The sequence below is a fragment of the Pedobacter namyangjuensis genome, from assembly GCF_003313325.1.
GTDB classification, from domain to species: domain Bacteria; phylum Bacteroidota; class Bacteroidia; order Sphingobacteriales; family Sphingobacteriaceae; genus Pedobacter; species Pedobacter namyangjuensis.
Window position 1 is genome coordinate 692,972 of record NZ_QMHQ01000002.1, and the last position, 25,216, is coordinate 718,187.

Annotated in this window: 28 protein-coding genes; 10 read left to right on the plus strand and 18 right to left on the minus strand. The window is 44.0% G+C overall.

The genetic code is table 11. The annotated features are described in order from the left end of the window. Positions 1-73: 73 nt before the first annotated feature. A complete protein-coding gene (locus DUT69_RS10105; protein ID WP_162796248.1) occupies positions 74-313 on the minus strand; it encodes a hypothetical protein in 240 nt (79 codons plus the stop codon). Between the two features lie 91 nt (positions 314-404). Here DUT69_RS10105 and DUT69_RS10110 point away from each other — a divergent pair, with 91 nt between their 5' ends. Both DUT69_RS10110 and DUT69_RS10115 read left to right on the plus strand, forming a co-directional pair. Next, positions 405-1,085: a type 1 glutamine amidotransferase domain-containing protein gene (locus DUT69_RS10110; protein ID WP_205314247.1), complete on the plus strand. Its 681-nt coding sequence runs from the start codon at positions 405-407 to the stop codon at positions 1,083-1,085. 36 nt (positions 1,086-1,121) lie between these two features. After that, positions 1,122-2,192: a hypothetical protein gene (locus tag DUT69_RS10115; protein ID WP_113653105.1), complete on the plus strand. Its 1,071-nt coding sequence runs from the start codon at positions 1,122-1,124 to the stop codon at positions 2,190-2,192. Between the two features lie 325 nt (positions 2,193-2,517). On the opposite strand, the gene DUT69_RS10120 is transcribed toward DUT69_RS10115, so the two are convergent. The 3 genes from DUT69_RS10120 to DUT69_RS10130 are packed head-to-tail and all read right to left on the minus strand — an operon-like array spanning position 2,518 to position 4,724. After that, a complete protein-coding gene (locus tag DUT69_RS10120; protein WP_205314248.1) occupies positions 2,518-3,030 on the minus strand; it encodes a 2'-5' RNA ligase family protein in 513 nt (170 codons plus the stop codon). Next, entirely contained in the window at positions 3,030-3,278 is a 249-nt protein-coding gene (locus DUT69_RS10125; protein ID WP_113653106.1) for a DUF3253 domain-containing protein, read from the minus strand. The genes DUT69_RS10120 and DUT69_RS10125 overlap by 1 nt, the downstream gene beginning before the upstream one ends. Before the next feature lie 57 nt (positions 3,279-3,335). Then, positions 3,336-4,724 (minus strand): DASH family cryptochrome, encoded by a 1,389-nt coding sequence (locus tag DUT69_RS10130; protein WP_113653107.1) that lies wholly within the window; start codon positions 4,722-4,724, stop codon positions 3,336-3,338. Between the two features lie 137 nt (positions 4,725-4,861). Between DUT69_RS10130 and DUT69_RS10135 the strand changes: the two genes are divergently transcribed. After that, complete coding sequence (locus tag DUT69_RS10135; RefSeq protein WP_113653108.1) at positions 4,862-6,352, plus strand: cryptochrome/photolyase family protein; 1,491 nt, start codon at positions 4,862-4,864, stop codon at positions 6,350-6,352. Between the two features lie 393 nt (positions 6,353-6,745). Here DUT69_RS10135 and DUT69_RS10140 read toward each other — a convergent pair whose 3' ends face one another. From DUT69_RS10140 to DUT69_RS10185, 10 genes are all read right to left on the minus strand, one after another. Continuing rightward, complete coding sequence (locus DUT69_RS10140) at positions 6,746-7,648, minus strand: alkaline phosphatase family protein (protein ID WP_113653109.1); 903 nt, start codon at positions 7,646-7,648, stop codon at positions 6,746-6,748. 979 nt (positions 7,649-8,627) lie between these two features. Beyond that, positions 8,628-9,578, minus strand: coding sequence for a HipA domain-containing protein (locus DUT69_RS10145; protein ID WP_113653110.1), 951 nt, complete (start codon positions 9,576-9,578; stop codon positions 8,628-8,630). Continuing rightward, complete coding sequence (locus DUT69_RS10150; protein ID WP_113653111.1) at positions 9,571-9,903, minus strand: HipA N-terminal domain-containing protein; 333 nt, start codon at positions 9,901-9,903, stop codon at positions 9,571-9,573. Before DUT69_RS10150 ends, DUT69_RS10145 begins: the two co-directional genes overlap by 8 nt. After that, entirely contained in the window at positions 9,900-10,121 is a 222-nt protein-coding gene (locus DUT69_RS10155; RefSeq protein WP_113653112.1) for a helix-turn-helix domain-containing protein, read from the minus strand. The genes DUT69_RS10150 and DUT69_RS10155 overlap by 4 nt, the downstream gene beginning before the upstream one ends. 283 nt (positions 10,122-10,404) lie before the next feature. Beyond that, complete coding sequence (locus DUT69_RS10160; protein ID WP_113653113.1) at positions 10,405-10,884, minus strand: JAB domain-containing protein; 480 nt, start codon at positions 10,882-10,884, stop codon at positions 10,405-10,407. A 333-nt stretch (positions 10,885-11,217) separates the two neighbouring features. Continuing rightward, positions 11,218-12,072: a hypothetical protein gene (locus DUT69_RS10165; RefSeq protein WP_113653114.1), complete on the minus strand. Its 855-nt coding sequence runs from the start codon at positions 12,070-12,072 to the stop codon at positions 11,218-11,220. 24 nt (positions 12,073-12,096) lie between these two features. After that, positions 12,097-12,324 (minus strand): hypothetical protein, encoded by a 228-nt coding sequence (locus DUT69_RS10170; protein ID WP_113653115.1) that lies wholly within the window; start codon positions 12,322-12,324, stop codon positions 12,097-12,099. Positions 12,325-12,369: 45 nt separating this feature from the next. Further along, entirely contained in the window at positions 12,370-13,434 is a 1,065-nt protein-coding gene (locus DUT69_RS10175) for a DUF932 domain-containing protein (protein ID WP_113653116.1), read from the minus strand. 35 nt (positions 13,435-13,469) lie between these two features. Then, the gene (locus DUT69_RS10180; RefSeq protein ID WP_113653117.1) at positions 13,470-13,832 is read right to left on the minus strand and encodes a single-stranded DNA-binding protein; all 363 of its coding nucleotides are present in this window, start codon (positions 13,830-13,832) and stop codon (positions 13,470-13,472) included. A 331-nt stretch (positions 13,833-14,163) separates the two neighbouring features. Further along, positions 14,164-14,736, minus strand: coding sequence for a UPF0758 domain-containing protein (locus tag DUT69_RS10185; RefSeq protein WP_113653118.1), 573 nt, complete (start codon positions 14,734-14,736; stop codon positions 14,164-14,166). A 116-nt stretch (positions 14,737-14,852) separates the two neighbouring features. On the opposite strand from DUT69_RS10185, the gene DUT69_RS19215 reads away from it, so the two are divergent. Together DUT69_RS19215 and DUT69_RS10190 are read left to right on the plus strand one after the other, a co-directional pair. Then, positions 14,853-15,254 carry a hypothetical protein gene (locus DUT69_RS19215; RefSeq protein ID WP_162796249.1) on the plus strand — a complete coding sequence of 134 codons (402 nt, stop codon included), beginning with the start codon at positions 14,853-14,855 and terminating at the stop codon, positions 15,252-15,254. Positions 15,255-15,673: 419 nt separating this feature from the next. Then, a complete protein-coding gene (locus DUT69_RS10190) occupies positions 15,674-16,591 on the plus strand; it encodes an alpha/beta hydrolase (RefSeq protein WP_162796250.1) in 918 nt (305 codons plus the stop codon). Between the two features lie 11 nt (positions 16,592-16,602). On the opposite strand, the gene DUT69_RS10195 is transcribed toward DUT69_RS10190, so the two are convergent. Then, positions 16,603-17,697, minus strand: a complete 1,095-nt coding sequence (locus tag DUT69_RS10195) for an AI-2E family transporter (protein WP_113653120.1) — start codon at positions 17,695-17,697, stop codon at positions 16,603-16,605. Between the two features lie 144 nt (positions 17,698-17,841). On the opposite strand from DUT69_RS10195, the gene DUT69_RS10200 reads away from it, so the two are divergent. Next, positions 17,842-18,330, plus strand: a complete 489-nt coding sequence (locus DUT69_RS10200; RefSeq protein ID WP_113653121.1) for a DUF4385 domain-containing protein — start codon at positions 17,842-17,844, stop codon at positions 18,328-18,330. Between the two features lie 340 nt (positions 18,331-18,670). Next, positions 18,671-19,021: a hypothetical protein gene (locus DUT69_RS10205; RefSeq protein ID WP_113653122.1), complete on the plus strand. Its 351-nt coding sequence runs from the start codon at positions 18,671-18,673 to the stop codon at positions 19,019-19,021. A gap of 222 nt (positions 19,022-19,243) precedes the next feature. On the opposite strand, the gene thiD is transcribed toward DUT69_RS10205, so the two are convergent. Beyond that, entirely contained in the window at positions 19,244-19,579 is a 336-nt protein-coding gene (gene thiD, locus DUT69_RS10210; RefSeq protein WP_240186695.1) for a bifunctional hydroxymethylpyrimidine kinase/phosphomethylpyrimidine kinase, read from the minus strand. A 655-nt stretch (positions 19,580-20,234) separates the two neighbouring features. After that, positions 20,235-21,629: a serine hydrolase domain-containing protein gene (locus DUT69_RS10215; RefSeq protein ID WP_113653123.1), complete on the minus strand. Its 1,395-nt coding sequence runs from the start codon at positions 21,627-21,629 to the stop codon at positions 20,235-20,237. Between the two features lie 390 nt (positions 21,630-22,019). On the opposite strand from DUT69_RS10215, the gene DUT69_RS10220 reads away from it, so the two are divergent. Beyond that, a complete protein-coding gene (locus DUT69_RS10220; RefSeq protein WP_113653124.1) occupies positions 22,020-23,099 on the plus strand; it encodes an NAD(P)-dependent alcohol dehydrogenase in 1,080 nt (359 codons plus the stop codon). Positions 23,100-23,189: 90 nt separating this feature from the next. Here DUT69_RS10220 and DUT69_RS10225 read toward each other — a convergent pair whose 3' ends face one another. Next, complete coding sequence (locus DUT69_RS10225; protein ID WP_113653125.1) at positions 23,190-23,699, minus strand: PPC domain-containing DNA-binding protein; 510 nt, start codon at positions 23,697-23,699, stop codon at positions 23,190-23,192. Between the two features lie 101 nt (positions 23,700-23,800). On the opposite strand from DUT69_RS10225, the gene DUT69_RS10230 reads away from it, so the two are divergent. Both DUT69_RS10230 and DUT69_RS10235 read left to right on the plus strand, forming a co-directional pair. Beyond that, positions 23,801-24,286, plus strand: a complete 486-nt coding sequence (locus DUT69_RS10230) for a hypothetical protein (RefSeq protein ID WP_113653126.1) — start codon at positions 23,801-23,803, stop codon at positions 24,284-24,286. Between the two features lie 139 nt (positions 24,287-24,425). Continuing rightward, positions 24,426-25,031, plus strand: coding sequence for a PAS domain S-box protein (locus DUT69_RS10235; protein WP_113653127.1), 606 nt, complete (start codon positions 24,426-24,428; stop codon positions 25,029-25,031). Positions 25,032-25,216: the final 185 nt, after the last annotated feature.

Consider the following 25,216-nt stretch of genomic DNA (forward strand, 5'->3'; position numbering starts at 1 on the left):
CAGCTGGAAACAGGCATTAGGCCTTAGATTCTTCGATACCTCAGTCGCAATTAAATACCAAGCAATGGCCTTACTAGCATTTTTTTAATCGATCAGAGCATTTTGCAAAAATTGCTAATTTGACTGCACAAAGCACATGGCAGAAAAAATTATCTTCTTCACGGTTGCTAGGATGGTGCAGATTTAAAATACATAAATCAACTTTTCTTAAGAAATTTCCGCCATTTGTGCTAACAACCTGATCTTTGCAAATGGAAAATTTTAAATTAGCTGCAACAGACATTATTTTAAAAAGATAACTAGCAGTAGCCACTTCGGCTTAGTTTAGTCAAAGCGTACTAAATGCGCATTTATTGCAATCAATTTCAGTTTTGGATTGTTAGTACATCATCAAAAAGAAAGACATGAAAAAAATATTGATGGTACTTACCTCCCATAGCGAAATGGAAAACACAGATAGCAAGACAGGCGTATGGCTAGGCGAGTTCACAGACCCTTATTACGAATTCTTAGATGCTGGCTATACAGTTAAACTAGTCAGTCCCAAAGGTGGCCGTCCGCCAGTTGATCCAATGAGCGAGCTAACAGAGAACGTTACCGAATCAAATCGCAGGTTTCAGGACGACCAACAATCCAAAGATGCTTTCTCACATACAAGCCCTATTAGTCAGATAAGCGCATCTGATTATGATGCAGTATTTTATCCTGGCGGTCATGGACCGATCTGGGATCTTGCGACGAATAACGAAAGTGGTCTTTTAATCCATGCATTCTTGGACCAAGGTAAACCTGTAGCTGCAGTATGTCACGGACCAGCGGCGCTTCTCAGCGCTGAAAATTTGAAACCTGGCTTTCTAAAGGGCAAAGTTCTTTCCGCATTTAGTGATACAGAAGAAACATTGGTTGGCAGAAGTGGCAATGTTCCGTATCTTCTCGAGACCAAGCTGAAAGAGCACGGAGCAGATGTAAAAACTGCACTCGTACCTTTCCTATCGCACGTTGAAACCGACGGTCTGCTGATTACTGGGCAAAATCCGCTTTCAGCAGGCCCTGTAGCCAAGGCACTGATTGATTTGCTTAAATAAAAATCGTTTATCCAACCAGAACTCCTACTCAAGATAATGAAAACAAATCATCTGTTTTTAAGTGTTTTAGCCGTAATCTTACTATCTATATTTTCCGCCTGCAAGAAGAAACCAAATGGTGAGTTCCCCAATGCTTCGAGCGAAACCGTACATGCGGTTGGTAGGGACGGTTACGTTGCCACTTATTGGCAAAATGGCAAAGCTACCAGATTGGGCAGCTCTACCGGAAGTTCCGATGCTAATGCAATTTTCGTATTGGGGACGGATGTTTATATTTCTGGTTACCAAATAGGTTCAAATAACAAATATATTGCAAAGTACTGGAAGAACGGAACAGCCATAGATTTAAGCGACGGAACCAAAGACGCTGTGGCAAATGACGTATTCGTGATCGGAAGCGATGTTTACATTGCAGGCCAGGAAACAAACGGCCAAACTGCAAGCTGGGTGGCAAAATATTGGAAAAACGGAAATCCCGTAACGCTATCTGTCCCAACCGAGAATGCGGTTGCCAATGGAATTACCGTTATTGGGAGTGATGTGTACGTGATAGGAACCCGTAGAGAAAGTAGCTGGATAACGCCAGTAGCTTGTTATTGGAAAAACGGGCAAGTGAGCGACCTGTCCAACCGCTCTACATCCCCATCTTACCAGGCCATTACACAATCTGCGGGAGAAGTACACCTCACTTACTCGGCCGCTTACAATAGCCAAGGCCAATCACAGTCTGCCTATTCCAGGAATTTTACAGCGCCCGTTTTTATAACCGATGGAACAAATGACGCAACTTCCCATGCTATATCAGTTTCTGGCAATGATATTTATCTTGCAGGTTGGGGAACTAGTAACCAAAATAGTGCAATTCAAGCAAAATACTGGAAAAATGGTAGCTCGGTAACTTTAACAAGTGGCCAACAGAGTGCTTTTGCAATGGGAATCTTTGTATTAACAAACGATGTTTATGTAGCTGGCTACATGGAAAATCCGCAAAGCGGAAGAGGATCTTTGGCGACTTATTGGAAAAATGGAAAAGCGGTTTCGCTCACTAATGGTGAATCGGATGCGCTGCTAAGAGATATAGTTGTAGTTCCCATTAGTGCCCAATAAATGTGGGAGAGCACTCTCGAATTCATTTTATTTTTTGTCTATTCTAAGAGGTGTCTACAGGTCGAAATGTAGACACTTAAAAAAAAAACGGATTTTACTAGGATTGCCCCGAAATGCTTTTATCGAAATGATTCAAAAAACTTTTTCGAAGCCAAAAGTAATTTTTGTGTTTTTTTAACCCCACTTTTAAAACTTATCCCTTATGGGTCATATTGAGGGTGCAATGTCTAGTGCAACAAAATTCTATCAACACTTGCAAGCTGCGATTAAAAAATGAACGGTGTACAAGACAGCGTAAAAGTAACTCGAGCTAAAAAACATACCACTATCTGAAAGCAATAAAATCAATGTGTTCCCACGGTCCTCCTAAATATCTCCAAATATCTAGACCAAGCGCCCTTACTTCAAAGGGTTTAAAATCCGAATACAATTCTTCCAACAATTTCCTTGCAATCTCCGCACTGGTTTTATTTGATACGGTGATATGACTTCGAAATCCCTGCCTGTCCTGTGCAGACAGATCATCTATGAATAATATCACCAAGTCCGAACGAAGCCGTTTTAATATTTCGGATTCTATTCTGAAGGCTACACCAGCACCTAGATTAATCAAACCCGTAACCTGCATAGTAAAGGGAGCACCAACAACAGATGCAAGTTTTGCAGGCACTTCCGGGGTATCTGGCAACTTATGAAACATGGTGAGGTGCGCATTTAAGAAATTTCTTTCAGGCGGAAAGTATTGGGTTCGCAAAACGTTAAAATAATTTTGTGAGGCCTCATCCATCCGAACAGTTAAGATCAGTGCTGGCTCATATAATGTACTTGTTATCTCCATCAGCTTATTTTTATGCGGATTGGTCCCTTGATATCATCCACATCGATGGGCAATCCTTTTTGTGTAATGAGCACTTTCCCCTGATGCTGTAGATCAATAGCAATGTCGACAATAGCTTTCATGTGTTTCCGCCAATCCTCAGGGAAGAGTATCCGGGCAATTTCCGATGGGCAGGTACTTTTACAAGTCCCCCTATTTGTAGCCACAGCTAAAATAGTTTCAGATATCTGCTTCGAAAGGTCTTCCATTTTATTTTATTTTTTATCTGAATCCCAAATGCTTTTCAACTGTAATTAAATTCAAAATTAATCTAGCTTCCTGATCAGCTTAATAGCCCTATCCCACTTGGGATAAATTTCAATTGGCTTAATGTAAGTTGCAAGGTCAAATTCCCAAGGGATTAAGACCTGGGTATCGTCCAAGTCGGCAAGTTCTGGCACCCATTTGCGTATAAAATCCTGCGCCTTGTATTTATTAGACTGGTGTATCGGGTTAGTATACCATATCTCAAAAGCCTGCATATGCCAGTTCATCCAATTAGAACTTACATCGTAATCAATAAGCCTAGATTCGAAGTACGCGGCGCCCCAGGTCCAGTCTATTTTTAGGTCAAACACAAGATAACTTGCACAGTTCACCCTTCCACGGTTGCTCATAAAACCAGTTTGGTTCAGCTGGCGCATGTGTGCATCAACAAATGGAATCCCCGTGCTGCCATCACACCATCGCTGGAACTTATCGGGATCATTTTCCCATACCAACTTCTTGTTCTTAAAACCTTTGGTCAAAAACATGGAATGCCCCATCCGCATACCCTTAAACGTAAAATAATCACGCCAGACCAGTTCAAAAACCAGCCACCAAGTACTCTGGTTTTTCTTTACCTTTTTTTCGTAATCTTTTACCCTAAAATAAATTTCCCTTGGCGAGATGCAGCCTAATGCAAGGTAAGGGGAAAGTTTTGAGCTGTAGTCCATTCCGTCCGATCTGTTTCGGCTCCATCTGTAGCCCGTAAGCAACTCCGATTTGAAAGTGTAATATTCCAGCCTTTCCAGGGCGGCATCCTCTCCTCCATCCACAAACACCTGTGCATCCAAATACTCCTTTCTAGTAAATCCGTAGCGCTTGCAGGATGGAAACTTGCTGGTTTTAATATCTTTTAATCCGTTCAACTTTGCTGGTATATCAAAAACTTTCCGGGGTTCCGAATCATTCGACACCGGGATCCGGTAGGCTTTACTGGTCAAAGGAATCTTCGCGATTTCAAAAGGAATGTCATCTATATGGTATAGCGTCTTACCCCAGAAGAAATGAAATTCCACTTCCGGCAAGGAATTGGCAAGCTCATCAACCAAGTCGGTTTCATACGGTGCATATTCCTGCTCGGCAAAAATATCGGTGATACCGTATTCTTTTACAAGCTTAGGAATTGTTACCAGTGCAGATTGGTCTCCAATTAGCAGATGTCCGCCCAGCACTTCCAGATTATGCGCCAGATTAATTACCGATTGCTCCATGAACCTAAAGCGGTTGACATCCGCCCTGCGAAAACCGAGTGATGATTTTTGGAATCCCTTTTCTTCTATACAGTAACAAAAAACCAGTTCCTTGCATTGCTTCTGCGCCACAACCAGTGTCTCATTGTCATGTATCCTCAGGTCGTTCTTAAACCAGACCAAGCCCCTTTTTATCATATTGATTTAATTATTAACCAAGTTTTTTGCTAAAACCCAGGTCGGCATTTTTAAATGGTGGAAAGATTTAAGCTAACAATTTTTGCGGCACAATGTTTAAGCTTTACCGACCTAGACTGGCAGATTAAGCCCAAATTATGAAAACATCCGTAACGTTAATATTTCCGCATCAATTATTCGAAGACCATCCCGCCCTATCCACTTCACGAATAGTCTATCTAGTTGAGGAATGGTTGTTTTTTAGGCAATACCGTTTTCATCGGCAAAAACTTGTGCTTCACCGTGCCAGCATGAAATTTTATGAGAACTGGCTGGAGCAACAGGGTTATACCGTTAGTTACATCGAAACCGATAAACCTGAGAATGATTGCCGGATACTGGTAGCGCAACTTGCCAAGCAGATGGTAAAAGAAATCCACATGGTGGCAGTGGCCGATGACTGGTTAAATAAAAGAATGCATGAGGCCTGCAGCAGGTACAAAATAGAACTTCATGTTTATGATAGCCCCAACTTTCTGAACACTGTGGAAAGTACCCAAGCTTATTTCAGCAAAAAGAAATCCTACTTCCAGACCGATTTTTACAATTGGCAGCGAAAGCAAAGGAACCTACTTATAGAAAGCAATGGTGGTCCTACCGGAGGAAAATGGTCTTTTGATGAGGACAACCGGAAAAAATTCCCCAAAAAGGAAAAAATACCGGCGCTGCACATAGCAAAAGAGAACAGTTATATCACTCAAGCCAAAAACTATGTGCGTACGAAATTTCCAGACAATTATGGCGATTTGGATGCAACCTGCCTATTTGTAGTTACTTTTAAGGATGCCTTGGACTGGCTCAACAACTTTTTCGAATCTCGTTTTGAAAATTTTGGTAGCTATGAGGATGCTATAGTGGCGAAAGAGCATGTGCTGCATCATTCTGTCCTTACTCCCATGCTAAATATCGGCCTGCTGAATCCGCTCCAAATTATAGAAGGTGCGCTTATTGCCGAAAAAAAATATAATATCCCGCTCAATTCGCTTGAGGGATTTCTGAGACAGGTTGTGGGATGGCGGGAATTTATCCATCTGGTGTACGAACGCGAAGGTGTTAAACAGCGCACCAAAAACTATTGGAAATTCAAAAGAAAGATTCCACGAAGCTTTTGGACAGGTGACACGGGTATTTTACCGATCGACATCACGATAAAAAAAATTATTCAGACCGGCTATTGCCATCATATCGAACGGCTTATGGTGCTGGGCAATTTTATGCTGCTTTGCGAATTCAATCCGGATGATGTTTACCGCTGGTTTATGGAGATGTTTATTGATTCTTATGATTGGGTGATGGTACCCAACGTTTATGGCATGACGCAGTTTGCAGATGGTGGACTGATGACCACCAAACCCTACATTAGTGGCAGCAACTACCTGATGAAAATGGGCGACTATGAAAAGGGCGAATGGCAGGCGGTATGGGACGGATTGTTTTGGCGCTTTATGGATATCCACCGTGGTTTTTTCACCAAAAACCCACGCCTTGGCATGCTAATCGGCACCTTCGATAAGATGCCACTTAATAAACAGCATGCACATTTGTTGAATGCAGACGATTTTCTGGAAAAATTGGACCAAACGATGTAGCTATTCTCAATCCATAGCTAACAAAACGCTTAACTAAGACACCTACCAATCAATTGCAATTGCATATTATGGAAAATTGCCTCTTGAAAAATGTGATGGGAATGATATCCTTAAGAAAAGAATAACGGTTAACTTGGGAATTATGGCTACCATGCTCGGAGGTTGTTGCTTGGTTCGTTTAAATTGAGTTATTACTGCAACGCTTATGCAAGATGACTTAAACACGAAACAAACTGCTGGAAAGAGACCAACATGAAAACCATCATGCTCCCGAGTTTTAAAATATGCGTTTTCTTCTCACGACATGGGGAGGCACGGCTGTCAACAGATGCTGTTATGTACCAAACGGCTATATTAATTTTTAATCCGTTTAAAGGAATAGCCTATTACTATTTACTTGAATATTCCTTTGGGAACGGTTCCAGTCCAACTCTCCGGGTAAATTTTAATGCCGAATATTTTTGCCAATACAAGCGAAGTATTCTTGTTGCTGTTTTGAAACTCTGTTATCCCCTGCTTTTTTATGCCAGGACCGGTTATTAGCCAAGGAACCTGCATTTCGCTCATGGAAACTCCACCGTGACCCTTTTTAATTCCACCGTGATCGGTGATAAGCAGGATATGGGTATCCTTATATAAATCTTTTTTTACAAGGCTATCGAGCATTTCTCCAACAGCTTGGTCAGCCTCTTCGATAGCCTTAATGTATTCCGGAGACATCCATCCAAAGCTATGACCAGCGTGGTCGGTATGCACATCGTATAAAAAAACAAGTGTTGCGTTATTTCGGTTATTGTCCATAAAATCAACTGCCTTTTTATAGTTCTGTCTATAACCATCTTTATCCTCAAAAGATACCTCATCCAAGTATTTTTTGTTGATAGGGTAAATGAGTTCCTTCCAGTTATAATAAAAAGCTGTTTTGGCACTAGGTTGCTTATCTTTCAGCACCTTGAAGATGGATGGATAATAACCATCCGCATCGGTTTCTACGGCAGAAAGAGAGTGTTTCTGCAAAGTCCAATCATTTCCAGTTACACCATGTTCTTCGGGGCCAGAGCCGGTTAGGTGGCTCGTCCAATTAGGCATGGTTACCGATGGCATTACAGGGCGAGTTGTAACGGATAGCGTTCCATCCGCAAACATCATATCTATGTTAGGGTGTTTTACAGCTTTAAAAGCTTCTGTACTGAACCCGTCAAAACCTAAGATTAATACATGTTTGGATTTTTTTTGAGCAATAGCTTGGAAGTTTACTAAAATAAGAACCAGCAGGGCAAATTTGATTTGTTTCATTTGAGATTTTAAAATTTTGACGACGCAGGACAAACTGTTCTGCGGAGAACACGCTAAGAACAAACTTACTTAAAACGTTATTAAAAATCCAAATATTAAACCAACTAAAAAACCATATAACTTATTGAAGTAAAATGGTTTAATTACTTTTAGACTTATTTTGCGCAACTGTTGATGCAAAATTAAATAGTAACGATTATCGATAAATTAAATAGCTTAAGATACAAAATCGGTACAAATCCAATTTGCGGAGAATAGGAAATTAATCTCTACACATCTTTAAAACCTTTAGGTTATTATTTGCCGATGCAGAAAGTAAATACTACTTATTTACAGACGTTTGCACAAAACAAGTATCAATCTAAGGACAAAAAAACACCCTCATAACTACTTGATTATCAATGAGTTTTACTTTCTTTCTGAAAAAAGTAGAACTACTTGGCTATCAGACACTTCCAACAATCCTAAATTTAGTTTTGATCCATATTTTGCCTGCTTTTTGATTAATCAGGCTTAGTTCAATTCCTCGTTGCTGTTAAGTTTTTATTCCTTGATTGGATAACCCAATTTGTATGACCCCCTTTGCCAATTTTTATCTTTACAGGACCTGTCTGAAATATAAGGGGTTGCAGGCTTTTGTTTTTGGCGACAGGGGGTTTTGGCTTTTGGTTTTTCTAACAAAGAAGCTGTTCAGCTTTTAGAGAGTAGTATTCATATCTCTTTTACCTTTGGTAATTGCACCAATTGTTTATGGATGTTCTTCCAAAGAAATTGCGAATTGCGTTTTAGACAATTTTAGCTTCTTTAGCTCATGCTCCAAGAAAAGCCCTTGGTGAAGATCTTTTAATATGGATAGTTTTTCAAGCACAAATTGATATAAACAATTTTGTTCATTATATCTTATAAACTATAATTAGCAGATTAAATTATTCTCCGCATAATTTGCGGAGAATAAAAGTCTAATCTCCGCAAAATGCTTTTAAGAGTACAAGATATGATACCTTGTATTTAACAAATCGATATACTTCTCTTTATATTCTTCAGAAAGAAAAGAGTTCTGTATCCATTCTAAAGCAACTGGCTTAAATTTTTCGAATCGTTTAAAAACACTCCTAATCTGCTTTTGATTGAGCTCGAGCTTTGCTCCCAAATATTGAAAATGCTCCAAGCCTAGTTTTTTCTTTTTGCCGTCTAATGTTAAAGCAAGCTCTTCTTTATCTTCAGGATTTACGATTGCCACATTCAATAAATCATAAGCTGGGGATAAACTCCATTTATCATCATCTAATAACAATGAGAAATTTTTAAGGTGCATATCATTATTGCCGGTTAAAAAACTGAAAACAGTTAATTCAAAATAGTAAAGTTGGTCAAATGCAGAACGATTTGAGTATTGCCCAATAGCCTTGCCAACCTTTTCCATTGAACTTTTGTATTTATCAAAAGCTTCCAAAATCTGAAACATATCGATCATGTGTTTCTTTTCGCCTAAATCATTTCTGTCAAATCTTTTAGTGATATAAGAAAGTTCACCCGATCTTAAACGGATCAAGCTAGATTTTGCTGTCTTCAATCCAAAAGCTTCAGCCATTCGCATGGTCAGATGTTCATTTTCTGGCATCTCTTGAAATATTGACGAAGGTGGTTTAAATATATAATTACCTCCCAGGGCACCAACTACAGTGAGCCTACCGTTCTTGCCATCATCCAGGGCAGAATTAACCATCGTCAAGGATAATTTTGGTTGTACTCCTGGAACTGCAATACTTCTTTCTATTACATTCCTTGCCAGTTCATCCATCTGCACCAAAGAATAAGAAAATTCTGGCTGTTCCTTGGTACCAAAAAATTCTAAACTACAATGCTCGTGAAAATCTCCTTTTGTTCCTTCTGGCAGATGATTATAACAATATAAACAGTTCTTATTCATCGGTTGAATTTACTGGTTTAACACTTACAGCACCAATACAATTTTGGCAACAGGCTAAAAGTAGGCCCATCCTATCATTGGTATTAATTTTCCAGTTTTTAGAAGCGATTTCTAAAAGCCATCCTTCCGGAATCAAGCCTTCGAAGAAAGGAAATAAACGATTATCCTTAAATTTACCTTTGCCTACCGGCATCGAAAAAGTAATAAATTGATTTGGATAGTTTTTGATATAATCCGACTCGTATTCAAATGTATATTCGCCGTCATTAGTTTCAATGAGCATTCCTGCAAATATATCTTGATAGAATATTTCAGCCTTTCTCATGGCATATCATTTTTAGAAACGTGGTTTGCTTCAATGGGTGCAAGTATATAGCCAAACATTTTTAATACCTGATTTATACTAGACATATTGAGATTTTCTTTGCCCTGTTCTATTTTTCGTATTACAGTTAGGGCAACGCCTGCCCTATCGGCAAATTCTTCTTGGGTAAGCTTTTCTTCTTTTCTTTTTTCTTTGATGAACTCAGCTAAATATTTCATTATATGCAATTGCTCGTAATTTAAACAAATATATAATATTATATGCAAAAAAATATACTTTTATATAAATACACGTTTTTATATTCAAAAGCATATAATTTGTAAAATAGTATCATTGGATTTAAGAGGGATCGTCAATCAATAAAATGCAGTAGCGTATCGAACATTTCGAGCTGAAAATGGCAAAATTACAGCCAATAAGAACAGGTGCCGATATGTTATCCGGAATACACCCTGAAGATTGTGTTTGCCACTGTAGTTCTTATTCTGGAGGAACTGTAGCCTAATCGACCTCGGTCATCAGCGATTCGTCCTTTAAGGAAAGGTAGCCGTACCTGGAAATGATCAGGTGATCGAGAACCTCTATATCAAGCAACTCCCCTGCTTTAACTAAACGCGAGGTAATGCTGATATCTGCGGCGCTAGGTTTCAAGTTTCCAGATGGGTGGTTATGGCAAAGGATGATAGAACTGCAACAGGCTTTCAGGGCGATCGAGAATACCATTTTAGGATCCACGTAGGTTCCGGAAAAACCACCTGATGATATTTCCGCTATGCCGATGACCCTGTTTGCCTTGTTGAGAAGAACCGCAGCAAATGTTTCGTTCAGCTCAATCCTGTCCAGGTCCCAGTTAGCATGCAGCAATTGGTAAGCTTCGTACGAACTGCTGATTTTTGGACGGTCACATGAGCGGAATTTGGGATGGTAACTGATGCTGATTTCAGAGATGACCATTAGCGGATTACTGGTTTGATTTTTCATAACATTAAGTTTTAAGGATGGACATTTTGTTAATAATGCGCATCCACAAGACCGTTGGCGAGCAAGCAAAAATTGCAGCGGAATAAATAGGTCCGAGCGCAAATGCCACGGGAGCGTTTATGCCGAACAATTATTTGCGCCCCGAAGCCAAGGGTCTAACTTGCCGCATTTTTGACAAATGACTTCCCGCATTTATCCATTTTTAGTGCTTTTTTACAACCGTTAAGCTGATCCAAAGATTACACACACAAAGTTGTCAGTAGTCCGCAAGCTCATTTGAAAGTGGGGCAGCCAAAAATAGCAGGCCGTTCTGAACTGCTATTTAGTGATACCTTAGCCATATGTGAGCATCAACAGCTCCTCATCTGGCATCGCCATTTCCTCCTGGCTTGCATAATAGGCAACTGATTCATCTAACAATTCAGCCTCTTTATTTGAACTAATGTCCATGGCTTGGTAAAGGGTAATTGGTGCTATAAGCATCATGCTATGGCTGTAATGAGGATCCGGCAATAGCCTTGCTAAATACTCCTTACCCTTGAATCTAATCGGCGTCCATTCAATGCCATCATCCTCCAAGGAATCGGGGACTATATAGCTCAGGCAACTGTCGATCAGCTCCCAAGTAATTCCGACATTGCAATCGTGCGTTTTCCTGATCATTTCCAGTACTTTTTGAGCCTCGCCTTTTTTGAGCATGTATCCGTTAAAACTAGCCCTTTCTTCTACATCGATAACTCCCCAATGGATTGTTATGCTTTCTTGCTGGCTTTGCTGGTAGCCTAAAATCGCACGTTCCAAAATTTTTCTGGTACTTTCTTCAAAGGCTATTCTTACCGAATCCAGATCGCTCGAGAATTGCTCTTTAAAAATCTTTCCAGCATCGGCGTTCCGTTCTCCGTCTAGGATCTTACAAAGGTCGTCGTTGCGCAGGATCTCATCGCAGCAATGATATGCCGGATAGTATTTTGCCACAAACTCCCAGAGCGACTCCTCACCCTGTGGATTGGTCAGGTAGATTTCGGCTTCTTCCTGAATTCTATTGATCCTGTACCCGATCAACGAAAAACTTTTGGTATTTGCTAGGTTAGTTACCAGCTCGCCTACAAAATTTTCAATATCCGTTTTTGATTTTTGTATATCCCCTTCGATTGTCAAAGTGAGATTTACCTTTATTTCCTGTGTCATTTCTTTTAAACTTAAATTACCATGCTATTTATTTGCGGCAGCTGGCGACTTTAAAAGCCTGATTCCAAATAGCCAATGGTATCTGCGCCTGTGGCCGCCGAATTCGATAATGCCCAAAAGGAACCCTTTTGTGAGTTGCAGCTCAAAGGCGTGATGTTTGCAAAGGGGCATTTCTTCAAGACTCTGCAGAAGCCTCAGCGCCTGTGCAATTTTTTTTACCACTCTTTGCTCCTTTATAATCCTGTCTTTCATCTTTTTTGCTGGTTTATGACAGGGCGGTTTCCCGCCCTGTTCTGCTTAGTTGACATTTAGCATTCCTGTATGCGCAAAATCGCCGCAAAGGTCAAATGCAACCTGTGCCCTTTGTCTGGCGGTACCTTCTATTATCGACTTGAATTTTGCTTCCCCGTCCTTGTACCTTCGCACGTTCTGAAAATAGCCCGTCACTGCATTGTAGGCGCCAAAGACAGTTCCCGCAGTAGTTTCCATCTGCTGGCTCTGATCGCCCATTGCGTAGGCGTAAACATCGTTTACGATATTGCGGTAAATGCTCGAATGCACATCGTCGGTACCGTTTTGCAGTTGCTGCAGAACTTCTTTATTGGGCGCCATGGCCAGCTGTACCAGTTTTTTAACTTGGGCGTCCGAAATACGCACCTTTGCCCAATGGTTAAAAACTTCCTGCAGTTGGGTGGAAGATCTGCTGGAGATGCCCATTAGCAAATGCGCCTGCTTAAGCCTTTCCCCGGCCCCCGAACTGTGGCGGACTCTTATGGCATTTTTGTGGTTGCGCATTGCAGCATTCAAGGTATTGTTGCAGACAATCCTGACGGGCGTAAAGGCAGCGGTAATGCTTCCGCCTCCGTCATGCGATGTGGTCAAAAAAAGATACTGCTCTATCAGGTCATCGTTTCCCACGCGGATATAGGAAGGCAGTTTTGCGGTAATAAAAATACGTTCGCCTTTTCCCAGTGCGCCGGCCGTCTCGTACTTGATGCCCTCCCCTCCGCCTACGATGCTATCGAAAAACGAAAAGGCGTCGACGTTCTGCACCACGCTGTAGTCCCTGCCTACTACCCCGAGTACCTGCTCGGAGTCTGTCCGCATGGTGGCAAAGAAATTGGGAACTTCCACGCCTGCCTCTGCCGGAAGGACCTCTCCCTGTCTAAATTCGTTGTTAAGGTTGTCCAGCGTAAAGAGCGGACGTTTTACAACCGTATAATCCAGTCCTGCAAACTTCAGCGCCTCGGCCGAAGTCGGGTAAGTATCTACGCTGGTTCCCAGTCCGTGCCAAGCTTTTTCCTTAACGGAAAAAAAAGCGTGCTTTTGCGTATCGCTGTTGAAATTCAAGTTATGTGCCATAACAATAATATTTGATGCTTAAATAATTGGGTTGCTTAAAATGGTAGGTCGCCGGCTTGCTCTTCGGATTCTACGGAATTGTTGCGCTTTGCGCCGGAACTGAAAAGCTTTATCTCCGAAACGCGAAAGGTCATCGCCGCCGCCGCTTCCGCATCCTTGGTAACGTACGCCCTGCAGCCCACATGACCGAACACCTGCACGATGTCCCCTTTTTTCAGAAAATCGGCAATGCCAGCCCCCCTCCAATAACTGCATTCAAAAAACCTGGCCACCTCCTTTCGTTTTTCCCCGATCAAATAACTGTGGTTTACAGCTAGGGTAAACCCTACTACTCTGGCATCCTGGGATACCTCCCTGACTTCCGCGTCCGCGGTCAGTCTTCCTGTGATAATTTCCATCTTAACTGGCTTTTAAATAAAAAATTGAACAACTGCTGCCCTTTCAGCCAATCCCCCATATATTTTTCCGGAGGAAGGGGACAAAAAGAACAGCAGTCTGTTGCCGTGAGTTCAGGATGCAGGCCGGCACTATAAGTCCCGAAGGGTGGCCGGCCCCGCCGGACATTATGCGTGCGGTACCAGTCCGAACTCACGAGACTTGCATTTCTTTTTGTCCCCTCGATCGGAAATCCAGGTGCTAACCTATACTTGTAAAAGTTATCCTGCCCAGATAGAATGGACCAATGCCTAGGCCTGATCGCCAACGGGAAATTATTTGAACGCTATGCGCTTAGCATGCGTTTATGCGCCTTGCAATTTCTGCGACCGCTAAAATCGCACTGGAACGAACATCCCCGATATCCGGCAGGCTTTTTAACTGCGTTGCGGGCGCCTTGGAAAGCCCAATTACACCTCCGCATTCCTTGAGCAGTTTTTTCGCCAGTTCTACCGACTGCCCGCTGCTAAGTCCTGCGCTGAAAAGCAAGGAGACCAGTTCTTCGTCGGCCAGAGAGGATGCGCCGTTTTTCTTTAGACGATCGATCGCAGCCATGCTCGCGTCTGAAGCTAAGGCGGCGGATAATCTCCGTTGCTGGGATTCTTGTGCTTGCACTGCAGTTTGCTCAGGCTGATCTAATTTAAGGTAGGCGGCGTGATGGCAGACCGAGGTTAGCGCCTCTATTGCCATAGGCAGGTCCCTTAGAAAAATTATGATCCGGTTTCGTAGAAAGGATCCGTCCCTCTGCCTTTCGCTGCAGCTAATCTGAAGAAAATTATGGCCTTTCATACCCTGTTTCAGATCAAAGAAATAATGCCTCATCGGATTTGAAGGAAAGGCCTCGCTGTACATCATTGTAGTTTCCATAACGATTGTAATTTGGTGAACAGCAAAGGTCGAAAGGAATAAAAAAATTACTCGGGACAAAAACGATTTAAACGTTTAAAACGTTTTTAAAATGGATAAAAAACTGATATACAGACATGAACGCATTCAACCCACACTATCTTCCGTTCGAATGCCTACAATGCGGCAAGGAACTGCACGGCAGGCGGGACAAGAAATATTGCAACGATACCTGCCGGAATGCAGGGAACAGAAAACGGGTGCGAAGTGAGACCTGGTACGAGCCGCTGTTCGTCGCACAGATCAACACCATCCTCAAAAGGAACTACAAGATACTAAAAACCGAAGTGATCAGGCACAGCGGACCTACTTCGGTTGGCAGGTTTTACCTTGTCGACAAAAACTTCAGCTTCAAATACTACACGAGCATTCTCACCACAAGTTCCGGCACCTACCATTTCATCTATGACCATGGCTGGCGAGAACTGGACGACGGGAAAATCATGGTTGTCATGAATCCAAAGCAGGCAGAACTCTAAGACCTAAACCTAAAAAGCCTGCCTACGGGATGAAAACCAATGTGCCCCACCAATATCTCCCAAAACAAAATAAAAAGAAAATCGACGGTCTTGCCGACAATGCCAAAACATATTTAAATTAATCTGCAGATCAACACCGACCACCCACAGGCGTAATGTTCCCGATACGCAGCACGCAGGTCAATCTCCTTCCCCCCCCCAAACCAACCGACCGCAACAACGCCTCGCTTGCGCTACTTGCAACATACGAGGAATGGTCGGTCCGTTTGGCTTACCGGCAAAAAACCTATCTTGCCCATACCGTCGGCATGAAACTATCATTTTAGTATTCCGGAACTTGGATTTTGCCCAGCAGTCACATAGTACAAAAGTATTTTAATGGGATTTTTTGCATATTTTAGATCAACGATATGCTGCCTATGAAAACTATTATCCTGTCGGTGTTACTAGCGCTGACCAATGCCGGCCAATTCGGGCAAACCGACACCACCTTTAGCCAAACAGAAATAACCTACGATCGCCGCGACGGCACTTCGCTAACCCTTACTGTACTGAAGCCAAAAAAAGCAAATGGAAAAGGCATCATCAGTCTGCTCAGCGGAAATTTTGTTTCCGATCATAACTTGTTTGGACTATACCGGGACCGCGCCCTGCCGCTGGTCAATCACGGCTATACGGTATTTCTTGTAATGCACCGGTCTGCCCCTCGTTTTGCACTCCCTGATATGCTTGAAGATGTGCAACGCGCCGTACAGTTTGTCCGCCACAATGCAGCAAGGTACCGCATCGATCCCGCGCACCTTGGCATAACCGGTACATCATCTGGTGGACACCTGGCGCTGCTCGCTGCGATGAGCAAGGACATAGCCGACCCGGCCAGCAAAGATCCAATTGCGAAGGTTTCCGCTAAACTGCAGGCCGTAGCGGTCTTCTGTCCTCCCACCGACCTGTTGAACTTTGGCAGTGCCGGCTACCATCTTCCCGCGGACAGGCCCGCCCTTGTCGAAATCGGCGTACTCGGCGCTTTCAGCTATCGTTATTGGGACAGCGTTACGCGTACCTATCTGCCGATCAACGAACGTGGCCAGCTCAGAAGAATAGACTCATTGATGTCCCCTGGGCAGGTGGCCGAAAAGCACGCCCCGCCTGCCTTGCTGATCCATGGAGATAAGGATCAGCTGGTACCCATCCAACAATCACAGGCACTGGCCAGCAAACTCCAAAACCTACAGGTTCCAGTCAGGCTGGTTGTAAAATCAGGCGCAGGGCATGGATGGAAGGATATGAATAAGGACGAAAAGGAATTTAACGCTTGGTTCGACCGCTACCTGAACTAAGCTGCTACTGGTTACCCCCTTTTGCTTGTCCGGGAGAACCTCGCCTTGATGTAATCCAGCAATGACGTCTTTGGTTTTTTAGGGTTTTCCGGCCCTATCAAGAAGCCATAGGGCTGCAGATGGGGATAGCTGTCGCAGATGATCTTTGCCATGCCCAAAAGCGGAACGGCCAGTATCATCCCAGCGATCCCCCATACCAGTTCGCCAAGCACGATTGCCATTATGGTGAACAGCGGATTGATGTTCACCTGCTCACCGACAACTATCGGCTCGAGTACGTAGGTTTGGATAAACTGGACCAGAAAATAAGTGACCAGCACACCGACAATCATTTTGCTGTCGCCTCCCTGGGCGACAACGGCAAGCACGGTAAGGCTCGTCCCGGTCAGGTTCCCGACAAACGGGACAATTTCCAGCAGGCCGCAAAGCACGGCAAAGAAAATCGCACTCTTGACCCCTACGATGCTAAAACCGATACCGTACATCAGCCATAGTATCCCGATCATTGCGGCCATCCCGCTGAGGTACTTCTGCGACACCTTTCCTGCATCGTGGACCAGCATTGCCATATCCGGTCCCTCCTTTTTGGATACCAGCTTAAGGATAAACTTCTTGATATGCCCCCTCATGGAAAGAAACAGGAACATATAAACCAGTACCAGTACCGTGTTTACCAGAATCCCTACCAGTCCCGCGGCGAAAGACAGGATCATGGTTCCCGACTTACCCTTGGTACCCTGCTCTATTGCCTGCTGCTGGGTATCCTTTTCGATCCCAATGGTCTGGTTGATCCAGGCTTTCAGCGATTCCAGCATCCCTACCATGCGCTGCTCCATGCTTTCCAGATTTTCGGCAAGGCTACCGAGCTGTATGGTAAGCAGCAGCACGATAAGCCCCATGGCCAGCACAAACACAAGAATGCAAAGCAGCGAGGCATAGGGTCTTGATATCCCCTTGCGCTCAAAAAAATTGCTCAGCCTGATAAAGACCATGGAAAGCACGGCAGCCAGGGCAACCGGTATCAAAAAAGGTGATGCGAAATAAAGGCCGGCAAATGCGAGCACAAAAAGCAACAGGGTATTTACCGACAGGCCAAGTTTTTCCATACAGAAGGACAACAAAGCGCGGGAGATAAAGTTTAGCACAGGTGCGTTTAAAAAACCTGAACGCCACGCCGATGTTTTTTAGGCCGCTGAGGCTGGCAACCTTATTTTCAGAAACATACTTCCGGGTTGATTTGTTGACAGGATATGCCAAATTCGACAAAACCCTCCTACCTTGATTTCGATGCCTCCAATTACCCATGGAAAGCTGACATCGACTACAGAAAACACCCGGAACGATACCAGGTCGGCAAGGGCGAACAAGGCGTGCTGATCTGCGAACCATATAAAAGCGAAATAGGCCAGCATTGGCGGTTCCGCACACCTGAAATTGCCAGCAAGAGCAGCCAGACCATAATGGCAATGTTTCTCCGGTATTTAGGTGAGGGTGATTTCGTCGGCGCTGACATTGCAAGAAAATACCTGCAGATGGGTTATACCAGGGCCAGAAGATATGCCAATTATAAAGGAGGCCGGAAATATGATAAGGAAAATAATTACGATCTCCTGCAACGCGGCACAGGTTCGGAGCAAAAGGCCCAAGCAGCGAAAATATTCTACGAAAGCTATAAAAAAGCGGAGGCGGATCCTGTTTATGCCCAAATGAAAAAGGACTGGAAAGGTACAAGAGGCTGAGCCGAAAAAGATATAGCGATACTGTCGGTACACCTTGTTCTCCTCACCGGATCGAAAACCTGCAAAGGTAACAGTTCGATCCGAACCGGGCAGTGGTATTGTAATTCTACCGTTCCCACGCTTGGGTATCCGCCCCATTCGATGCCAAACGGCCTCCAAACTGTTATTCTTAAGCGAATCGTCCCGGGAAAGGCATGCAGAATTATAATCCGGCTCAGTCCTACCGCGTCCCGGTCTACGATGACTTCCCCCAAATATGAATTCCACCGCCCAATGTTGATAATTTCGCGAACAAAATTCACTTCGCCTTGTTAAATTAGCAAAACCAAAACAAAACGTTATGCCATCCTACGAATGTATTTTATTCTTGGACAGCGAGCTGCTGTCCATCATAGAACTGAAGTTTATTTCGGTTGGCGGAAGCACCGGTACATATGCCAACAGGTGGTTCAGCATCAACAAAGCAACTAATGAGCTTTGTCCATTGGCATTGCGTTCAATCGATTCCTCGCATGAGATCAGGGAATGCTATTTTGATCAGGGCTTCCTGAAATACAGCTCTACTTCTGGAACCTATATCGAAAAGTTCAACTCCGGGCAGCATAGCCTTGAACACCGAAAGGCCAATTTGTCCCCTGAAACAGCAATGATTATCGATAACCATATCCTGCAGTTGCCACAGGCGGTCTAGTAGCTACGATTCTTTGCGCCAGAAAAGGAAATATCCCTAAGCTAAGCGAAAAGTTCCTGATCTGTACCTAATAGGCCATTAATTACAGGATAATAAAAAGGCAAAAGACTCCAAAATCTTTTACCCCTTTTAGGGTTACAGCAAATCGGCCCAAACCCGCAAGACTATGAAAAGTTTTTGTCGCCTTACCAATCAAGCTTCACAAGCGTTACAGCCTGAGGTTTAAGTTGTACAGGAAGAGATCGTATCTTCTTCAATTACACGATGCTCACTGGTGGCAACCATTACCGGATCAAAAACGATAGTCCGCCTTTCATATTTGGATAATGTCTGAACTATGGCACTTACAAGTTCTGGGGTATGTACCATTCCAATCTTGATCGCATCAGGAACTACATCTTCCATTATTGCTTCTATTTGTTCCACTAAGGCCGATACATCAAGAGCATAAATTTTTCTAACACTCTGGGTATTCTGTACTGGCAATGCAGTTAATACCGATGTAGCATAGCAGCCCAAATCAGAGATCGTATTAATATCTGCCTGAATGCCCCCCACTTCCGTCGAAACCGGCTATGGTTAGGACCGATGGACAATGATATGTTTTCATTTTAAAATTTCATTTTTTAGCTCATAAGCTGCCTTTTGAGGATTATCCGCCTGGCAGATTGCAGAAATAACGCCTATACAGTCCGCTCCAGCACCAATGATCGACCGGACGTTTTATTTTTTTATACTTCCTATGGCTACCAGCGGTTTATCAGAAAGCTGGCGGATTAGTTGTACACCATCCAAACCCCACTCGGTTACTGTATCTGTTTTGGTTGCTGTGCTTAGGAGTATATAAATGGCGTAACTATTTTGAAAAAAATCGAAGGGCGTAAATAGATGAAAATCAATTCGATCGAGGAAATTTTCATGAACGATTAAGTCAGCCAGTTAGCATCATCGCAGTTGCTCGCTTTGCACGCATCACTATCATTTTGCCAACTTCGGTATATAAATAGGATAGCAAAATATCTTTTCGGTTCAATTCTAAAATTTTTAAACCAGTTATTAGACAAGGTCGTCACTTGTTTTAGAAAATATGGGAGCAAAAAGAAAACCTTGCCAACATATCCTCGTCTATGACCATTTAAATTGACTTTCTAAAACATCTCGCCATCAAATCCATATCTAGCGTTTTTTAATGGAAATTGGCTATTAATAAGAATTATTGATTAGCTGAACTCGATTTGATCGCTGCTTGAAGGCCAGATTTACCATCTTCGCTATCGGGATATAGCCTCAACAAAAATTTGAACAAGGGAATTGCCTCAATAGGACGCCTGTCTATCAGCAAAGCTGTATAAGCCCAATTGACCAAATCTCGCTCAGCAATTTTGTAGTTTGGATTTTTAGATAGAATGGCGTCAAATACTTCACTTACGTTTGCAAAATCTTTAGGCTTAGATAACTGATAAAGTGGAATTATCGATTCGGGCAAATTTCCACCGTTCGATGCCTTTAACACGGGGTAGAAAAATCCTGCAATCTCAGATGCTAAGTTTTCCGGACCGATAGATTTCATATTGGTAAGTACGATTACAGAAAGCCCTTTCTCTGGGTAAATATAGAACCAAGATCGTGAACCTCCTATTCCTGCAATGGCCTTTGGGGTTATATTTCTCTTTGCAACCCAGCCCAAAGCCCACGCACCTACTGTGCCATCGTTAAGTTTTTCAGGAGTCCACATCTCATCAATTGACTTGTTAGAATTTAGCAGCTTTCCAGTTTGCAGTGCCACTAGCCATTTCGCCAGCTCATCGGCCGAACAATTAATGCCCGAGGTTGCTCGTATTTCAGGAAACTCTTCCCAAGTACGCTCCAAGGTCTGCCCTTTGACAAAATTGCGACTATTGGTTTTAGAGATGGTATAGGTTGGGGCCTTGTTGATAATAATATCTCTCGAATCTCCGAAAGAGGCATGCAACATTCCACTGGGTTTGAATTGTCGCTGTTTAACAAACTCTTCAAAAGGAAGTCTGCTAATTTTTTCTATGATTTGACCAAGAAGTACGTAATTAGTTTGATTATAGGAAGTTTGCCCGCCTTCCTTAAATTCCATTGGCATCTCCTTTGTTTTCTGCCAAGCCTCCTCAAATTTGAGTCCCATTACAAAACCCCCACGCCTGGTATCTATAAAATTGGGAATACCCGAGGTGTGGTTAAGCAGACTTTTAACCTTGATATTCCTCCATCCTAGAGGCAAACTATCCAAATAGTCCCCTACAGGCTTCGTAATATCTAGTTTGCCATCCTCTACCAGCTGCATGACAGCTACGCCCGTAAACGATTTGGTGGCCGAGTTAATGGAAAACAACGTTTGCTTATCTACACCAACCTTGTGTTCAATATTGGCCAAGCCGTAAGCTTCGGAAAATATAATTTTTCCATCCTTAATCAATACTGCCTGAATCCCAGGTATTTTTCTAATAATCATTTCTGATTTAATAAAAGACCTGATGGAATCCAATTTGGTTTGAGCCTGAGCTGTAAAAGTTGTTATTATTAACAGTAAAAAAATTAAGGCGGTATTTTTTTGGGAATATTTTTTTCTCAGTCTCATATAGGTGTCTTAAAAAGATATCGATTAGAGCGAAGGAGAGCTAAGATGTTACACTTACATACGAAGATTTTCGTATCTAAATTTTTAACAGTAATTGATAAAATTTTACACCTGTGCACAACTTGGTGCCCATATTAATTATTTAAGTTTCATAACTTACTCATCTAGTACCGATTGGATTAATAAGTAATCTGTAGGGATGGAAAACACCTCCCTCCGCAAATGGTCTTGAGGCGGAACAAAAATCACCACGTAAAACAACAGCGCCTTCTATTAACCGCCGGTGAGTGCCTAAACAACTTGGCCACCTGCGTTAAACACTGCGGGAGTACGGCCGGGTAAACCATTGATGATGCTTGTTGTTAAGCTTAGCAAACAAAAACATCAACCATGGAAAAAATAACAACAAAAGGCTACGGCGCATCGGGCTCGCTGATCGGAGGAAAAACCTTGGAACCAATGGAATTTGAACGCGATCAGCCCAAAGCGGACGAACTGCTGATAGCGGTACTTTATTGCGGGGTCTGCCACTCGGACCTCCACCAGGTCAACAATGACTGGAAAAATACGATATACCCATGTGTTCCTGGGCACGAGATCATCGGGAAGGTCATCAGTACCGGGCCTTCAGTCATCAGGTTCAAGGCCGGGGATATTGTAGGCGTAGGCTGCATGATTGACTCCTGCAGGACCTGCGCCCCATGCACAGAAGGGGAAGAACAGTTCTGCGAAGGTCCGCATGGTCAGACCATGACCTATAATGGCTACTGGAAACCCGATCCGGGGTACAATACCTTTGGAGGCTACTCGAGCAACATTGTCGCACAGGAAAAGTTCGTGATGCGCATACCCGAAAACCTTGACATCAAAGCTGCAGCGCCTATTCTCTGCGCTGGCATAACCACTTACTCCCCGCTGAAAAGATTCGGTGTAAAGGCCGGCCACAAGGTAGGGATAATCGGCATCGGAGGACTAGGCCACATGGGCATAAAAATCGCCAAGGCCATGGGCGCATCGGTTACGGCTATTACCACCAGCGAAGAAAAACGTTCGGCCGCACTGGAACTGGGCGCTGACCAGGTAATCGTTTCCACCAACCAGCAGGAAATGGAAAGCGCCTGCGCAAAATACGATTTTCTGCTGGCCACCATTCCCTATGCCTTTGAGCTGAACGACTATACCCCCCTGCTGCGCAGAAGGGGCGCACTGGTGACCGTAGGACTGCTCGGTCCCTACAAGTCACCGACCAATAACATGGAAGTGGCAAAGCTTTCCACCACTGTTGGCGGATCGCTGATCGGCGGAACTACCGAAACCCAGGAAGTGCTGGACTTCTGCGCACAGCATCAGATCCTGCCGGACACCGAAATGATAGACATCAAGGATATCAATAGCGCATTCGACAAGCTTAAGGATGAGGAGGTAAGGTTCCGCTATGTGATCGATATGTCAACCCTCGGCAAACAATAGCAAACCATAGCTATACTTTCACCGGACGATCTTTAAAAAAAGTACAGTGGCCTGCAAACTGCGGGCCTTTGTGCATTTTAGCGGACGGTTCTACCTATGCTCCAATTGCAGGACGTTGGCACCTATGGACTCCTCTTTTTTACGTTGCAGCCTGCCTTGAAAGACGGTGACCAGAATCTCGAGGGATCCGGTACTGACCGTCGCTCCCAGCAGATGACCGCCGTACGCCGTGAACTTGCTGTCCGCTCCAATGCCGTGGATGTGGAGCGAGGGCTTGCCATCCTGCCAGGCAATGCTTCCCGTAAAGCTTCCCATTTCCAGATCCTTCAGTTCCTTCTCCTTGAAGGCTTTTTTCTTCGCATCGAAAAAACCAAACCTGGTATGCAGAAACCCCAGCCCGCTGAGCTGCGCGGACGGGATCTGCTCGGCAAGGGCAAGCTTTTCCAGCGCTGAGAACACATCGTCCCCCTGGCGAAGCACCATAAGATAGCCCGATGGCACCTTGATGTAACGTTTGCCGGTATCGGCTTGCTGCTGGGAGCGGGCCATTGACGCTATGCCCACACTAAGCAGGACCAGCAAATAGATTCTTTTTCTCATGACAATACTTTTCTAAACAACTTAAACCACCTCCAGTCTCGCGCGTTCCATTCCTGTTTACCAAAAGCAAACAATCGACACGGAACTTTGTTCAAAGCTAAATGGCCAGCACAAAACACATGAGGTCCTCCAGGCTCTTTCAGCAGGCGCTTTCGCTTGAAAAATCGGGCGATCTGCCAGTAGCGCTCAAACGCTACCAGCAGGCGGTCAGCGCTGATCCCGCCAATGCCAAAGCCTGGAACAGGCAAATGATCCTTTACAGAAAATCGAAAACGCCTTTGCAGGAGGCAAAGCTGATCAAAACCGCCATTTCCGCTTACCAGAAGGCAATAAGGACCGAGCACCAGAGCTGGCTGGAACAAAACCGGGAAAAAGCGGACAGCAGCAGGGAACTTGCCGGCGTTCTGGGACTGCTGGAGGCAGACGGCACCCCTGTAAAGGAAGATCCGTCGATTGAAAAATGGCAGACCAGGCTTTACCTGCTGGAATACAGGATAAAAAGCGCCCGAAAAAAGAAAGGCAGAAAACCTGTTCCAAAAACTGCCACCTCCCGAAGACAAGGTGCACAAAAAACCCGATCAAAATAAACCTCCGCGAAATCTTCCCTCAGGCCTGTGCAAAACTCCCCTTACCGCTCTTTGCCGACGCACGATAAGCCCAGAGAATGTAACGATAATGGCTTATTTATGGAGATTTTGCTTGTTTTTGAGGAGCAAATAGCGTAGCTTGGCTAAAAAAACCTTGAAAAACGATACCCTTACAGACCAGCAGGACGAGATCGCGACGCTGAAAGCGCAGCTCCAGCAGATGACCCTTGCCAACGAAGAACTCAGCGACTTTATAGAAAACGCTGCCCTTCCCCTGCACTGGGTAAATTCCGAAGGGATTATAACCTGGGCCAACCAGGCCGAGCTGACCGCCCTGGGCTTTGAGCGGGAGGAATACATCGGCCAGCCGATCGCCAACTTCCACGCCGACCAGCCCACCATTGACGACATCCTTGCCAGGCTGAAGGATAACCAGACCCTGCACAACTACCGGGCAAGGCTAAAGTGCAAGGATGGCACCATCAAACATGTGCTGATCAGTTCCAACGTGCTGCGAAAGGAGGAAACGTTTGTGCATACCAGGTGCTTTACCAGGGACATTACCGCAATGGTGCTTGAAGAGCAGCGCAGGAACGATTTTGTATCGATGGTGAGCCACGAGCTCAAAACCCCGCTTACCTCCATCCTTGGCTACCTTCAGCTGATGGTTTCCAAGTCTGCCAAGTTTGGGGATGCCTTTTTTACCCAGGCGCTGGCCAAAACCGAAAACAGGCAAAAGGCATGAAGCGCATGATCGAGGACTTTTTGATCATCTCTAGGCTCGAGGAAGCAAAACTTGAACTGCGAAGGGAAGTTTTCGAGCTACATATATTATTAAACGAGCTTATACAGGACTTCCAGCTCCTAAAAGGCCATCACGACCTGCAGTTGCAGCATGACGGCCAGATCTACCTATATGCCGACAGGTCC

Excerpts from the sequence above, each read along its gene's own strand:
- DUT69_RS10110 (WP_205314247.1), top strand. The coding sequence starts at position 405 with ATGAAAAAAATATTGATGGTACTTACCTCCCATAGCGAAATGGAAAAC.
- DUT69_RS10115 (WP_113653105.1), top strand. The coding sequence starts at position 1,122 with ATGAAAACAAATCATCTGTTTTTAAGTGTTTTAGCCGTAATCTTACTA.
- DUT69_RS10120 (WP_205314248.1), bottom strand. The coding sequence starts at position 3,030 with ATGGAGATAACAAGTACATTATATGAGCCAGCACTGATCTTAACTGTT.
- DUT69_RS10125 (WP_113653106.1), bottom strand. The coding sequence starts at position 3,278 with ATGGAAGACCTTTCGAAGCAGATATCTGAAACTATTTTAGCTGTGGCT.
- DUT69_RS10130 (WP_113653107.1), bottom strand. The coding sequence starts at position 4,724 with ATGATAAAAAGGGGCTTGGTCTGGTTTAAGAACGACCTGAGGATACAT.
- DUT69_RS10135 (WP_113653108.1), top strand. The coding sequence starts at position 4,862 with ATGAAAACATCCGTAACGTTAATATTTCCGCATCAATTATTCGAAGAC.
- DUT69_RS10140 (WP_113653109.1), bottom strand. The coding sequence starts at position 7,648 with ATGAAACAAATCAAATTTGCCCTGCTGGTTCTTATTTTAGTAAACTTC.
- DUT69_RS10145 (WP_113653110.1), bottom strand. The coding sequence starts at position 9,578 with ATGAATAAGAACTGTTTATATTGTTATAATCATCTGCCAGAAGGAACA.
- DUT69_RS10150 (WP_113653111.1), bottom strand. The coding sequence starts at position 9,903 with ATGAGAAAGGCTGAAATATTCTATCAAGATATATTTGCAGGAATGCTC.
- DUT69_RS10155 (WP_113653112.1), bottom strand. The coding sequence starts at position 10,121 with ATGAAATATTTAGCTGAGTTCATCAAAGAAAAAAGAAAAGAAGAAAAG.
- DUT69_RS10160 (WP_113653113.1), bottom strand. The coding sequence starts at position 10,884 with ATGAAAAATCAAACCAGTAATCCGCTAATGGTCATCTCTGAAATCAGC.
- DUT69_RS10165 (WP_113653114.1), bottom strand. The coding sequence starts at position 12,072 with ATGACACAGGAAATAAAGGTAAATCTCACTTTGACAATCGAAGGGGAT.
- DUT69_RS10170 (WP_113653115.1), bottom strand. The coding sequence starts at position 12,324 with ATGAAAGACAGGATTATAAAGGAGCAAAGAGTGGTAAAAAAAATTGCA.
- DUT69_RS10175 (WP_113653116.1), bottom strand. The coding sequence starts at position 13,434 with ATGGCACATAACTTGAATTTCAACAGCGATACGCAAAAGCACGCTTTT.
- DUT69_RS10180 (WP_113653117.1), bottom strand. The coding sequence starts at position 13,832 with ATGGAAATTATCACAGGAAGACTGACCGCGGACGCGGAAGTCAGGGAG.
- DUT69_RS10185 (WP_113653118.1), bottom strand. The coding sequence starts at position 14,736 with ATGGAAACTACAATGATGTACAGCGAGGCCTTTCCTTCAAATCCGATG.
- DUT69_RS19215 (WP_162796249.1), top strand. The coding sequence starts at position 14,853 with ATGAACGCATTCAACCCACACTATCTTCCGTTCGAATGCCTACAATGC.
- DUT69_RS10190 (WP_162796250.1), top strand. The coding sequence starts at position 15,674 with ATGAAAACTATTATCCTGTCGGTGTTACTAGCGCTGACCAATGCCGGC.
- DUT69_RS10195 (WP_113653120.1), bottom strand. The coding sequence starts at position 17,697 with ATGGAAAAACTTGGCCTGTCGGTAAATACCCTGTTGCTTTTTGTGCTC.
- DUT69_RS10200 (WP_113653121.1), top strand. The coding sequence starts at position 17,842 with ATGCCAAATTCGACAAAACCCTCCTACCTTGATTTCGATGCCTCCAAT.
- DUT69_RS10205 (WP_113653122.1), top strand. The coding sequence starts at position 18,671 with ATGCCATCCTACGAATGTATTTTATTCTTGGACAGCGAGCTGCTGTCC.
- DUT69_RS10215 (WP_113653123.1), bottom strand. The coding sequence starts at position 21,629 with ATGAGACTGAGAAAAAAATATTCCCAAAAAAATACCGCCTTAATTTTT.
- DUT69_RS10220 (WP_113653124.1), top strand. The coding sequence starts at position 22,020 with ATGGAAAAAATAACAACAAAAGGCTACGGCGCATCGGGCTCGCTGATC.
- DUT69_RS10225 (WP_113653125.1), bottom strand. The coding sequence starts at position 23,699 with ATGAGAAAAAGAATCTATTTGCTGGTCCTGCTTAGTGTGGGCATAGCG.
- DUT69_RS10230 (WP_113653126.1), top strand. The coding sequence starts at position 23,801 with ATGGCCAGCACAAAACACATGAGGTCCTCCAGGCTCTTTCAGCAGGCG.